Source organism: Pseudomonas sp. (assembly GCF_036387035.1).
GTDB lineage: Bacteria > Pseudomonadota > Gammaproteobacteria > Pseudomonadales > Pseudomonadaceae > Aquipseudomonas.
Genome location: NZ_DASVUM010000030.1, coordinates 1 through 12,949 on the forward strand (window position 1 = coordinate 1; position 12,949 = coordinate 12,949).

Here is a 12,949-nt window from a genome sequence, read left to right on the forward strand (position 1 = left end):
ACCATGAAACATGATTGACCAACGGTAGGCTCGTCTCTATACTTCGCCGCCATTGAGCCCTGATGGCGGAATTGGTAGACGCGGCGGATTCAAAATCCGTTTTCGAAAGAAGTGGGAGTTCGATTCTCCCTCGGGGCACCAGCACAATGAAGAAAGGCCTTGATTATCAAGGCCTTTTTTTTCGTCTGGCGTAATTATGGCGTAGCGAGGGATCGATCCATGATGCAAGGAAATAGCTTACCGTTGGATCGTTGCCCCCATTGCAACGTCGCTAAGCCTCACTTAATCGCCGCCGCTGGTACCACCACCACAGACGATCGCGGATTAGCGGAGCGTTTTTGGCGGCTGTATAACTGCACCATATGTGGCGGCGCTACCATGGCGGTGTGCCCAGCAGACAAAAACCCGTATGGCAATTCTGTTCACCTTGAAATAACCAACATCTGGCCGGCACCGCAGCAAGTGGACGAGGCAGTTCCTGAACGCGCCCGTAGCTTTTTAGAACAAGCGATTTCCAGTATCCACGCTCCAGCTGGAGCGGTGATGCTCACAGCATCATCTGTCGACGCGATGTTGAAGGAGAAAGGCCTGAAGCAAGGCAATCTTTACAAGCGTATAGATGCCGCCGCAGAACAACATCTAATCACAGCCGAAATGGCTTTGTGGGCACATGAAGTGCGTCTCGATGCAAACGATCAGCGACACGCGGATGAAGATGCAGTAATGCCCAACGAGGCTGATGCCAGCAGGGCCATCGAATTCGCGACAGCATTGGCCCAGTTCCTCTTCGTGCTTCCAGCTAGAGTCGCTCAGGGTAGAGGCCAGCGGTAGCGGTGATCTGCATCCTGGGCTGATAGTGGGGGCTTAGACTGTCTTCATCTGCTCTAGTGGCTCAAGGCTTTCAGCAGTACCGATGCGTCGTCGCGCAAAGCGCGTGACGATAGTGAACCGGGAGCTTGCGCGCCATAGCGAACGCTCGAGCTTTGATGGACCTTCGGCTCAAGCGCTATCCCGATGCCTATCAGGCTTTTCATGTTGACCCATCGGAAACGGGTAAGGCGGGTGAGTTTTTTGCGCACCTGGTTGATACCTCCCATATGGTGCGCCTTTCAGACCAGCAGCCTAGGTTAGCGCCTGGGTTAGGGATAGTGAATTTACTAACCTTAAACAACGTTAAATAATAAAAATATAAAAGCCTTTTAAATCATATAGTTATGGATTCATAACTGCCGCGCTTACCGTAATTAACCCCTTAGTGTTAGCCCTTCAGTCCAGCAAAAACAGGGTGTTGCGCGAACCCACATCCCCGAAATAAAAAACTTACCCTTTTCCCGAGCCGACTCCGAGATTTGCTTGCCGCCCGGGTCTTGGTCGTACGTTAAAAAACCGTGCATCGCGGGTTTTCGCAGGGTTGCAACCATCTCCACTCTTCCCGGCAGCCCACAGCCCGCCTTGTTTTGGTCAGGATGCAGAAGCGCAGAAAAAGGGACCTATTTAGCCCGCAGGCGAGGTGGGGGGATGACGGCGCGCCAGCGTTGAGCATCTGCTCCTACAGATGATGATAGGTTTGAAGATCTGCTCAAGCTCCTAGACATCCACATCATTACCCGGCAGTTCGCCATTTAGACTCACCACTCACCCGTCGACTCTCTTCCGGATGCCAAGGCGAGCGTGACCGGTCGCCATCAACTAGTTCTGACGCTATGATGTCCGGCAGACCTCTGGTGGAGCGAAAGGAAATGGCCACAAAAGTGGTTAAATTATGATCGATAGTGACGATGATCTTAGTGTCCGCGAGTGCATCACTTTCGCATGGTGGAATACCAGTCTTGCGCCAGCTGGCAACAGCAGAGCCTGCGAAGAGCTCAAACGAAATGCCGCGGAAGTGATCGCCTATCTCATCATCGAATCCAAAGTAGACTTTATGGCCCTGGGCGAACTCTCCGCCGAAGACTTTCAAGAGTTACAATCATTAGCGGTTTTTAGCGCATATGAGTTTCACGATGGAGTGTCTAAAGCGGGCAGATCACAATTTGACACCTGTTACATCACAAATCCTGCCAAAATAACTATCCACAGCCTGGAAAACATAACATCTGCTCGGGGTGACAGTGTGATGAAAATTGCCCAGCGAATCGATTTTTCAGCAAACAATAGTGGAACAATTTTTCATGTATTTGCGTCCCACTGGCCGAGCCGACTGTGGTGCGAGGAGAACCATGCCAACAGGCACATATTGGGAATTCGGCTGCGTGATGAAATAGATGAGCTACTTAAAGTCAACACGACACCGCCACACATAGTTCTGATGGGTGATTACAATGACGAACCGTTTGATAAGTCTTTAAGCTCTCACGTGATGGCAACAAGAGATATAGATTTAGTGCTAAAACGCAAACACCTCTTCTACAATCCCTACTGGAGTCAGATGGGTAGAGGCAAAAGCGGGCGATCCTTAAACGGGGGTAGCTATTACTACCAGCGCGGCGAAACTACTCACTGGTATACCTTCGATCAAATCATTTATTCACATGCGTTTGTTTCTGCGAAAGTCTGGAGACTAGCCGACCATAACGAACATATAAGCGACGTCCCTGGACTAGTGGAGCTAGTGACAAGCACGAAATCCAAGTTCGATCACATGCCTGTTTACGGAACAATAGAAAAGGTAAGTTGAAATGGCAAACTTTAAAGCCTCGTTCGACCTCGGATTAAAAGCTGCAGAGGCAGCAGCCGTTAAAATGGCTGAAATTGACGCAGTTTTCGATGAAATGAATTCCCAGATTTCGGAGGCATGCGATGGAAAAATTGAAATTTATAAAGAGAAAAGGTATGTAAATCCGATTCAAAATATTTTGGGACATGGTATCTTCGGGGGCAATAACGGGTCAGGCAAGGTCGAAACTATCAATTACATTATCGCAAGAAATCCCTTGGCCGAAAAAAACGTCAAAATTGATATTGGCGAAATAGATATCAGCAAGAACGGATACCCCTGCCAAATCCGGGTTGGCGCAGAAAAGTTTATATGCGAAGATAAAACAGGTCTAGAGAGGGTGCTGTCTCTGATGCTCGCCGACCCCGAGGTTGGTAAAGAACTCACCAAACTTATCAACTCGCCATTACAACAAGACGATTGAGCTTATAACCATGGCCTATCAAAATGTGAGCTGCCGCGGCGGCTCACAGTCATGACTGACAAAGAGAATTAAATTAGCGCTAGCCATCAGCGACTGGACGTAAAGATGAGACCACCGGAAACCAAGTGCAACTTAACAGCGATGCGACAACTTAAAGCTGTTAGGTGCTGGCCATTTTGTAAGGCTTAAACCGCAGAATCTCCTCCCCCGCCCAATCATTCAACTGCATCATCCGCGCCTGAATCGGCTCCAGCTCATTGGCCGCATAAATCTGCGCCGCCTCCCTAATCGACCCAAACCCCCCAGCGTTCTGCGGAACAATCCCCATCAGCTGCGGCGGGATCCGCAAGCTGGCCAGCACATCATCACGCGTCTGATTCTTGATCGAGTTGAATTCATCCTTCGCCGTCACTTCGCTCACCGGAATGATCTGCAGCCCATCCTTTTTGCCATTCGGCGAGTACACAAACCGGTTGCGGAAATTGCCGGGCCCTTTTGAGTCTTTCAGCGCCTTGCGAAGGGAATCGACGTCCGCCTCGTTCTGCGCGGCGTCGGTCATGTAGAGGATGAAGCCGGCGTGGCTACCGTTCTCGTAATACTTGCGGCGGAACAGCGTGGCCGACTCGTTCAACAGCGCCGACTGCAACGCGCTGATCCACTCCGGGAGGCCGTACACCTCCTGGTGCAGATCTGCCTCGCGCAGATGAAAGATCGTCCCTGGCTCAAACTCATGCTCGTTTTTCCAGCCCTGGACCATGAAGTACCGGCCGTCTTTGCCGCACCGCATGTATTTCGCTAAGGGCGGCTTTAACTCGCGCACTTGCCCAAGAACAGAGCGGCGCGCCTCCAAGTAGCCGTTGCCCAGGCATAGGAAGTCCAGTGCAAACTGTTCAAACGCCGCCCTGGACAACAGCCGGTGCGGGATGAACGTTTTGCTCAGCAGATTGCGCTTGAACATCAGCCCCGAGTGCAAATGCACGCTGCAGCCCACAGAGCGTGCCAAGCCATCCAGCGACAGCGGCGGCTCGTACCACTTCCCGTTGAACCAGCACTCCAGGTAATCAAATAGCTCCCGGCCGCTCAGCACTGGCGCCGGATCGCCGAAGCTGAACGCCTCGATCTTGCCCTCGGTGCGCGGTATGACTTCCTGCGCGGCAGCGGTCGTCGAGGCTGGTCATTGCGGAGGGTAGTTGCGACGTCTCGACATCAAAAAATCTCCATCCGCCCGGTGTTGGCAGCGGTCTGCCCTTCAAGCGGTTCGTTGTGCAGTGCGTGGAAGAGCGCCCACGCCAGATCGGCATGACCGGTGGTGTCGTTGCGCCCTGCGGTGTAGGTAAATTGGCGACCGCCTGCAGTGATGGTCTTGCGGATCGCCATCAGCGACTGCGCCATGTCAGTCCAACCAGCGTCGAATTCCAAGCGGCCCCTGTGGATGACGTCGTAAGCCTTCAGCACCAGGCGCGTTTTGACTTCCGGCGAATAACTGAACGTGGTCACGTTGGGGAAAAACTGGCGCACCAGCTGCGCGACGCCGCTGCCGAGCCCGGTGACATCGATGCCGATGTAGGTCACCCAGTAACGATCGCAGACGGCCTTGATCAGGCTGGCCTGCGCGGCAAAGTCCATCCCCCGAAACTGATGACGCTCCAGCACCCGGAATTTGCCGCCGGGCACCAGTGGCGGCGCGACCACCACCAGTCCGGAACAGTCGCCGGTTTCTGCGGGGTCATACCCTACCCAGACTTGCCGATCACCAAATGGGCGCATGGCGAAAGGCTTGTAGTCCTCGGCCCATTCAACCCAGCTGTCGACCATGCAAGGTTGAAGAGTCGACAGCGGGAATATGCTCGACCCATCGTCAACGAATTCGCACATCAGCAAGTTGGCGAACGCTTCGGGGCTGTATTCGCGGCGCAGCTCCTCAACATCAAACAGGTCACAACCGCCCTGCTCCGCATCCAGGATCGTGACGATCTGCCGCCAAAGGCGGTCTTCGCAAAAGCGCCCCTGCTGCAGCGCGCCATGGGCTACGTCGACCTTGGTGTGTTGAGCCGCTGGCTTGCCCTTGTTGAAGCGCTCGCCGGTCCAGAATGTGTACGCCTCATGGGCCATGCTGGAAGGTGTCGAGAAATAGGTTTTCCGCCACTTCTTGTGCATCGCCATGCCCGACGCGACCTTGTTCAGCTCCTCGAACTTGAACGTCCAGAAGAACTCGTCGAAGTAGAAATTTCCGTGGTAGCCCTGGGCGGTCCGGGCATTGGTGCCGAGGAAAAACAACTCGGCGCCGTTGGGTAAGACGATGGGGTCACCGGTCAACTCGACGCCGATTACCTCGCGAGCGAACGCTTGAATGTATCCCCGAAACAGGTAGGCCTGGTTCTTCGACGCGGACAGGAAAATCTGATTGCGCCCGGTCTCCAACGCATCCAGAAACGCCTCCCGGGCAAAGTAGTAGGTGGCGCCGATCTGCCGACTCTTGAGGATGACGCGGGTCCGCTGATTGCCGGCCCGGTACCAGTCCTTCTGATAATCGAAACAACCATCGATAAACGCCTCGCGCAGCAGCTTGATCTGCTCTTCGCTGATGTCGTTTTCCGGGGTCTTTTTCTTCGGGCCTTCGTTGCGTTTGGCCAAATTAGGGTTGAGATCAGTTTCGGTACCGCCACCCTGAAAGCGCTGAATGCGAGCCTGGCGTTCAAGCTGGCGGTGCAACAGATCGATCTCTTTAAAATCCCCGCCGCTCTTGCCCTCCTTCAGAATCAGCTGAACCAGCCGCGCCTCCAGTGCGCCACCGATACGCTCGACATTATCGGCCCGGTCCCACTCGTCTCGGGCCTTCCAGCTGTGTAGGGTTTTCTCCTTCTCGCCTGTCGCTTCGGCGATCTCGCAGACACGCCAGCCCATCCAGTATAAAAATTTGGATTGGCGCCGTGGGTCGATGGGGAGCAGCTCACTGGTATTCATGGCCGCGATGCTGCCGCTCGCGCGCGCGAGTCAGTAGCTGCGCCAGTTGTCGTCCTTTGCGTTACAACCCCGCCCCGTTGCCGCAACGCGCGCGCGTCCCGAACATGCCCTCATCGCAACGCACCGCAACCCAAGCGTGCCTCAACCGCCTTGAGGGCTTCAGGCATGAAGAAATTTCGCAGCAAATGGTTCCGGGTCGCCGTCGAGGGCGCGACCACCGATGGTCGTCGTATCGAGCGTGAATGGATCGAGCAGATGGCGTCCAGTTACGACCGCAGCAAGTACGGCGCCCGGGTCTGGATGGAACACATTCGCGGCACGCTCCCCGACTCCCCGTTCCGCGCTTATGGCGACATCCTTGCGGTAAAAGCCGAAGACGTCGAAATCGACGGCAAAAAGGTTCGTGCACTGTTCGCCCAGATCGAGCCGACCGATGACCTGGTGAGCATGGTCAACAAGCTCAAGCAGAAGATATTCACCAGCATCGAAGTGCGCGAGAAGTTTCCCGAAACCGGCAAGGCTTACCTGATGGGCCTGGGCGTCACCGATACCCCCGCCAGCCTCGGCACGGAAATGCTCGCGTTTTCTGCTCAGCACCCCAACGCCAGCCCGCTCAAGGCGCGCAAACAGTCCCAAGACAATCTGTTCACCTTTATGGCCCATGCCTTTAATTCATCACTGGCGCCACAGATAGCGGTATGCGTCCTCTGCAAATCTGATGGCGCTCAAACCGGCCTCTTCCCGGTTGAGGCCAGCCCTACCAAAAACATTGCGCGCACTTAGCCGGACTGGCTCTAGCTGGGAATGCGTCGGGTGGCGCGCCGCGAATTTAGGGGTTTCCACTGGCCTCTTCCCGACTCAAACCGGTCCCACTGACACAACGCGTGCGCTTAGTAGGACTGGCTTTTGCCGGGAATGCGCCGGGTTCCATACCTCAACACTAAAGTAGTTCAAAGCACCTCTTTCCAGTGCTCAGGTAACCGCTCCCGCACTTAGCCGTTTTGTCTGTAGGCAATGTCTGACGACCAACTCAGAAGCCTCTCTACTAGCATCAATATGCACAATGAGTATGATTGAACAAGGATGGCACGCAGCCTGTTTTCAAACTTCGGTGCTTCGGCTTCGCCAAATATATCGCCTTCGTGAAATACCGGATCAAGACGAGAACTGACTATGATCACCTGTACATCGATTGAAGCGCTCCGGCACCACATCGACCATATTGACCGTGATCTCGTGTCATTGCTCGCACGGCCCGGAAAGCTGGTTAATCAGGTGGCGGCATTTAAAAAGACGACAGCAAAGGTCAAGGCTCCCTCGAGGGTCGAGAACGTGATTGCGAAAGTGCGAGCGGTCGCTGAGGAGTGCGGGGCCTCAGCAGAGGTGGTGGAGAAGGTATACCGAGCAATGATTGCAGCGTTCATCGAAGAAGAGCTACTCCCGGTGGTTCGGCGCACTGGCCTTGTTGCGTAAGGAGCTCCTCACATCTACGGCTTTCTCACTTCTTGCCGGTACGTCAGGCAAGATGATCCATTGGTTAATGTGATCGCTGCTTATTAGCTAAAAGCAACTTATCAACGTTAAGCGCTCTGAATAAACTTTATTACTAGCAAAGGGAACTCTGCAATGGCATTTGACGCATATGTGAAAGTTGAAGGCATTCCAGGTGAAGCACTAGACGATAAGTACAAAGACTGCATAGAGATAACTGGATATGGCTTTGGGATGCACCAAAGCACTTCAGCTACTGCCAGTTCTTCTGGAGGCGCTTCCTCAGGGCGGACTTCACTAAGCGATTTTACATTTACAAAATCTTTAGATAAGGCTAGCTGCAAGATAATCGAAGCCGTATGCTCAGGAAAAAACTTGAGCCAAGTAGTTCTGATGTTGCACCGGGCAGGAAGTGATAAGCTCAAATATTTTGAAATCACATTGGAGGAGGTAATTATTTCTAATTACTCGCAAAATGCTAATGATGGTGTCCCGAGCGAAACCATTAGCCTGAACTACGGAAGGATAAAAACCACTTATACGCAGCAAAGCCGCGTCGATGGCAGTGGAGCAGGCAATGTCTCAGGTGGATGGGATCGCATCAATAACAAGATCTATTCTTGATGCCAATGTTTGTTATAGATACTCCATCAGTGGCTTATATTATTAAGGATAAATAATGGCTAGGCCTTTTTTTGCAGCTGCCTGGGCTGCGTCGCAACAAATTTACGATCCAGTCAACTCAGGACAAAGAGTTGCGAAATTGATAGGGGGATATGTTGAGAAAAATATTAATAATTCAGAACCTTCTCAGAAATGGACTAACACCTGCGCGGTGCGCATGAGCTACATTTTAAATCATGCAGGGTTCATTGTTCCAAAAACCCCGGGGCAGACCGTATCTGGTGCAGATCAGCGGCAATTTTTTTTTCGGGTAAAGAACTTGATCACCTTCTTGGAGGCTAAGTGGGGTAAGCCGGATGTAGTTAAATATCCTCCCTCTGGCGGCGGCGCACTGGCTGGAAAAAAGGGCGTTATACTTTTTGAGGTGTCCGGCTGGTATGATGCGCAAGGTCATGCGACTTTGTTTGATGGTAATACCTGCTACGATCACTGCTATTTTAATGAGCCCGGTGTTAATTACCATACAGACCAGGCAAACTTTTGGAGCTTAAGCTGATGAGACATTTCCTGGGTTTCTTAGCTATTATGCTTATAGCGTCTATGGCCATCGCCACTGATCGTCCTTCCTCTCCACAAAGCATCGGGCAAAGCTACGGACAAAACTACAAGGATATGGTGCTCGCAACATGCGTTGCGAGCGCATACAAGGGTGATAAGAATGCAGCGACAGATGCCGGTAGCAGCGTCAGCGCGTTGCGCGACTGGACGTATTACGACTTGGAAAAAAGTCCGGACGAAGTCAAGGCTTTGGTGAACAGCTATCTGGACAGGAGTTATAAAAACCCATTGGTTGAGGCTGAGGTGAAAGGTGTCAGGTTCGACTTTTTGAAATGTCTGGATCTGTATCACAGTGAAGAACTGGACTCCCTCGCAAAGAAATTAGTGATCAACCCCGATCACACCTACAAGCAAGATAACCCCTGACTGTTGGATTGATCATGGCTTGAAGCACAAAAAACCGGCCAGATTTCGGCCGGTTTTTTTGCGGGCGCGATTTAGTTCTCAGAAAAATCGAAGAGCCAGGAGCCGGAATTCGAGGCGCTGCGCAGGAAGATTCGACCTAAAGCGACCGAACCGATGACGACCGGCTTCGGTCGAACGCCGTGCGATACCCCCAGAGGCGTGCACGCTGCTGGATGTTTCAGCAGGCTCCCATTCATCGAAAACCACCGGCCTTCCATGTTCGAACACATCGACTTCAACTATCTGCTCTCAAACTACGGGTACTGGGCCGTGTTCATCGGCTGCCTGCTGGAAGGGGAAACCATCCTGATCCTCGGCGGGCTGGCGGCGCACCAGCACGTACTGCAATGGCAGCAAGTGCTCATCTACGCCGCGTTGGGAGGGATGCTGGGCGATCAGATGCTGTTCTGGACCGGGCGCTACTTCGGGCCACGCCTGCTACCGCGCTTGCACCGCCAGCAGGCGACCATCGATCGCGTGTCAGACCTGATCGAGCGCTACCCCACGGCGTCCATTTTCTCGGTTCGGTTTCTCTATGGCATGCGTCTGATCGGGCCTCTGGTCATCGGCGCGAGTCGCTTGTCGCCCATCCGTTTTGCCATCATCAACCTGATCGGCGCGGCGGTCTGGGCGAGTCTGTTCCTGGCTGCAGGTTACTGGGCGGGCGGCTTCCTGGAAAATATGCTCGGCAACCTGAAACCCTACCGTCTACCGATCTTCATCGGCGTGGTCGTGGTGGGGGCAGGCGTTGCGCTGTTTCGGCATCATCGCGCGAAAACACGGCCCGCCCGGCAAGCGGCCAGGCAGAAAAAGGACGTCCCGCCCTCCTCTGCCGGATAACGCTTCCCATCGGCGTCGACCGCCTCTATAACGGCAGACAGGCATTTGACGCAGAGGGATGGACTCGATGAACACACGCATCACCGCCGGTTTGCTGCTGAGCATGGTCAGCCTGGGCCAGGCCTACGCCGCTGAGACGCCGTCGCACCTGGACACCGTCATGCAAAAGGGCGAATTGGCCGTCTGCACCACCGGCGATTACAAGCCGTACACGTTCCTCAAGCCCGACGGCCAGTACGAAGGCATCGACATCGAGTTGGCGCAGACGTTGGCGCAGAGCCTGGGCGTCAAGATTCAGTGGGTGCCGACCACCTGGAAGACCTTGATGACCGATTTCACCGCCGGCAAATGCGACATGGCGGTCGGCGGCATCTCGGTCACCCTTGAGCGCCAGAAGAAAGCGGCGTTCAGCAGCACGCTGGACATCGACGGTAAGGTCCCGCTAGTGCGCTGCGAAGACGAGTCGAAGTACCAGACTGTCGAGCAGATCAATCAGCCCGGCGTTCGATTGATCGAGCCTCAGGGCGGTACCAACGAAGCCTTTGCCCATGCCTACCTGCCAAACGCCAGCCTGGCTTTCCACGACAACAAAACCATTTTCCAGCAGTTGCTCGACAAGCAGGCGGACGTGATGATCACCGACGCGTCCGAGGCGCTTTACCAGCAGAAACGCATGCCCGGCTTGTGCACGGTCAATCCGTCGCACTACATGCAATACGGCGAAAAGGCGTACTTGCTGCCGCGGGATGACGCGGCCTGGAAGGCCTATGTCGACCAATGGCTGCACCTTTCAAAAGCCACCGGTGCTTACAAGAAAGTGGTCAGCGAATGGCTGGCGATGCCCAGTGAGTGATCTTCGCACCTCATGACTACACGACTTCGGCACAGGACCCCGCGGTACACATGAAAACCACCAGAACCATTACCCGCGCGTTTTGCGTCGAGCTGCAGCAAGAGCTTTCCATCGTGGCAGCGCGACGCGAGTATTTCTCGCAGGAGTTGCCTCGCGCGCGCTTCAGCTTCCTGTGCTCGTCCGAGTCATGCCGCGCTCTGGGTGTCAAAATCACCGGGGTTCGTTACGACGTGAAGCCTCAGGAGCACCCGACCTTCGTCGCCGCGCACTACCGGGCCAACCCGAACTACGAGCATCACGCCGACTGCGAATGGGTTGACGAAGCCGCCGCCACTTCGGCTGCTGAAGAGGCCGAAACCGAAGCTGAAAACGAGCTGCGCAAGGTCAAGCGCAAACTGGATGACTACATCGACATCTTCGACCCGGACGTGAAGGAACGTGCAAAACCCACGTCGTCGACCGTGAAGTCTGAACCCGAGCCGACTGAACAGCCCGTAGCCGCCCCGCCTCCCGCTGACCCCGTCAAGGCCAGGCAGGACAAGCAGAACCGCACCAGCAACCTGGAGCGGCTGGTCGACAGCTTTCGTCAGGCACAGGCGTCGTTGAGCAAGGAAGAGCTAGCACTGCTGACTCTGCGCATCCCAGGTCAGGGTGAAGTGTCCTTGCGCGCCTATTTCCGCCACATCAAGTTCGCTCAGCTGAATGACGAACGTCGAGTGCTGTATGGCGGCGGACTGGTCGAGCGCTACGGGACAGGCTTCAAATTCAAGTTCTTCGATCGCCTGCAAGGCAAGCTGGTGACTTTGTACGTCTCACCCGCGCAGATGCAGGCCTACCGCTCCAGCCGTTACCTCATCGAACTGCTGAGCCATGCGGATGAAGTGCGCTTTTTTACCGTTTTTGCCTTGGGCACCCTCGTCGCCAGCCCTTCCGCGAAAAGCGTCAGCGTAGAGATCGAAGACCTGCGCCATCTCGCCATCGTGCTCGGCCCTGCTAAAGACGCCGAGGAGGCCCCCGCAAAAGAGCCGGCCAGCTAAGACAAGACTCTTTATTCAGGTCGAAAAAAAACCCGGTTTCTCTCGCGAGCAACCGGGTTTTCCATGTTTCATTCAGGGCGACTAAGGCGCTGCGTATGTAACCAGCAGCTCCTTAGTTACCTGAAAATCCAGCGACATCGCCACGCTCAAGGCTGTGATCGTGAAGATGGAGAACACGAACAGCTTGCGTGCCCAAACGGTGTCGTCTTTGGCTTTGTAGCCGGTCCAGGCCATGTACAACCAGTACATGCCCATCGCCGCCGCAACGGCCAGATAATTGAGCCCGGCGTAGCCGCCGAAGGTCAGCATCAAGGTCGCCAGCAGGAAAGCCAGGATGTAAATCAGAATGTGCCGCTTGGCGACCCGGATACCGCGCTTGACCGGCAAGACCGGAATAGACGCAGCCCGATAGTCGTTGAAGCGGAAGATCGCGATGGCGTACGAGTGAGGCATCTGCCACAGGCTGAACATCACCAGCAAGGTCAGCGCGGCGAGATCGAAGGTGTTGCTGACCGCCACGTAACCAATCACCGGAGGCATCGCACCCGACAGGCTGCCCACCAACGTGCCATGGACCGACCTGCGCTTCAGGTACAGGCTGTAAAAGCCGACGTAAATCACGAAGCCGATCACGGCAAACAACGCCGCCAATGCGTTGGCCTTCGTGTACAGCAGGCCGACGCCGATAACGCCCAGCACGGTGGCATAGATCAGTGCGAGTTGCACCGATACCAGCCCCTGCACCAGCACCCGATTCTTGGTGCGCTCCATCTTCACATCAATATCGCGATCGATGCAGTTGTTGAACACGCAGCCAGAAGCCACTACCAGTGAAGTCCCGATCACGGCCGCCAGGAACAGGCCGATGTCGACATGTCCCTTGGAAGCCAGAAAAAAGCCACCTGCCACCGAAAGCACGTTACCGAAAATGATCCCCGGTTTGGTGATTTGGATAAAGTGCTTCAGTGACATCAGGT

At 54.7% G+C, this 12,949-nt stretch carries 13 protein-coding genes, 1 tRNA gene and 1 pseudogene; 12 read left to right on the forward strand and 3 right to left on the reverse strand.

Features of this window, described 5'->3' with window-relative positions; all coding sequences use genetic code 11:
- Positions 1 to 56 precede the first annotated feature (56 nt).
- From VF672_RS02910 to VF672_RS02925, 4 genes are all read left to right on the forward strand, one after another.
- A tRNA-Leu gene (locus VF672_RS02910) sits at positions 57 to 141 on the forward strand.
- 78 nt (positions 142 to 219) lie between these two features.
- Positions 220 to 831 carry a DUF4145 domain-containing protein gene (locus VF672_RS02915; protein ID WP_331101268.1) on the forward strand — a complete coding sequence of 204 codons (612 nt, stop codon included), beginning with the start codon at positions 220 to 222 and terminating at the stop codon, positions 829 to 831.
- Between the two features lie 931 nt (positions 832 to 1,762).
- Positions 1,763 to 2,677, forward strand: a complete 915-nt coding sequence (locus VF672_RS02920) for an endonuclease/exonuclease/phosphatase family protein (protein WP_331101270.1) — start codon at positions 1,763 to 1,765, stop codon at positions 2,675 to 2,677.
- Position 2,678: 1 nt separating this feature from the next.
- On the forward strand, positions 2,679 to 3,140 hold the full coding sequence (locus VF672_RS02925) for a hypothetical protein (protein ID WP_331101272.1): 462 nt from the start codon (positions 2,679 to 2,681) through the stop codon (positions 3,138 to 3,140).
- A gap of 160 nt (positions 3,141 to 3,300) precedes the next feature.
- Here VF672_RS02925 and VF672_RS02930 read toward each other — a convergent pair whose 3' ends face one another.
- On the reverse strand, positions 3,301 to 4,281 hold the full coding sequence (locus VF672_RS02930; protein ID WP_331101325.1) for a phage portal protein: 981 nt from the start codon (positions 4,279 to 4,281) through the stop codon (positions 3,301 to 3,303).
- Between the two features lie 65 nt (positions 4,282 to 4,346).
- Positions 4,347 to 6,104: a terminase ATPase subunit family protein gene (locus tag VF672_RS02935; protein WP_331101274.1), complete on the reverse strand. Its 1,758-nt coding sequence runs from the start codon at positions 6,102 to 6,104 to the stop codon at positions 4,347 to 4,349.
- A gap of 165 nt (positions 6,105 to 6,269) precedes the next feature.
- Between VF672_RS02935 and VF672_RS02940 the strand changes: the two are divergent.
- The 8 genes and pseudogenes from VF672_RS02940 to VF672_RS02975 all read left to right on the forward strand — a co-directional run.
- Positions 6,270 to 6,755 (forward strand): annotated as a pseudogene (locus VF672_RS02940) (GPO family capsid scaffolding protein); the annotation flags it as partial.
- Between the two features lie 522 nt (positions 6,756 to 7,277).
- The gene (locus tag VF672_RS02945) at positions 7,278 to 7,577 is read left to right on the forward strand and encodes a chorismate mutase (protein WP_331101276.1); all 300 of its coding nucleotides are present in this window, start codon (positions 7,278 to 7,280) and stop codon (positions 7,575 to 7,577) included.
- Between the two features lie 153 nt (positions 7,578 to 7,730).
- Positions 7,731 to 8,219, forward strand: coding sequence for a type VI secretion system tube protein Hcp (locus VF672_RS02950; RefSeq protein WP_331101278.1), 489 nt, complete (start codon positions 7,731 to 7,733; stop codon positions 8,217 to 8,219).
- A 55-nt stretch (positions 8,220 to 8,274) separates the two neighbouring features.
- On the forward strand, positions 8,275 to 8,775 hold the full coding sequence (locus VF672_RS02955) for a type VI secretion system amidase effector protein Tae4 (RefSeq protein ID WP_331101280.1): 501 nt from the start codon (positions 8,275 to 8,277) through the stop codon (positions 8,773 to 8,775).
- Between the two features lie 44 nt (positions 8,776 to 8,819).
- Positions 8,820 to 9,203: a type VI secretion system amidase immunity protein Tai4 gene (locus VF672_RS02960; protein WP_331101327.1), complete on the forward strand. Its 384-nt coding sequence runs from the start codon at positions 8,820 to 8,822 to the stop codon at positions 9,201 to 9,203.
- A gap of 255 nt (positions 9,204 to 9,458) precedes the next feature.
- Positions 9,459 to 10,082 (forward strand): DedA family protein, encoded by a 624-nt coding sequence (locus VF672_RS02965; protein WP_331101282.1) that lies wholly within the window; start codon positions 9,459 to 9,461, stop codon positions 10,080 to 10,082.
- 67 nt (positions 10,083 to 10,149) lie between these two features.
- Positions 10,150 to 10,935 carry a transporter substrate-binding domain-containing protein gene (locus tag VF672_RS02970; protein WP_414705564.1) on the forward strand — a complete coding sequence of 262 codons (786 nt, stop codon included), beginning with the start codon at positions 10,150 to 10,152 and terminating at the stop codon, positions 10,933 to 10,935.
- A gap of 50 nt (positions 10,936 to 10,985) precedes the next feature.
- A complete protein-coding gene (locus tag VF672_RS02975) occupies positions 10,986 to 11,972 on the forward strand; it encodes an ATPase (RefSeq protein WP_331101284.1) in 987 nt (328 codons plus the stop codon).
- 81 nt (positions 11,973 to 12,053) lie between these two features.
- On the opposite strand, the gene cyoE is transcribed toward VF672_RS02975, so the two are convergent.
- Entirely contained in the window at positions 12,054 to 12,944 is an 891-nt protein-coding gene (gene cyoE / locus VF672_RS02980; RefSeq protein ID WP_331101286.1) for a heme o synthase, read from the reverse strand.
- Positions 12,945 to 12,949: the final 5 nt, after the last annotated feature.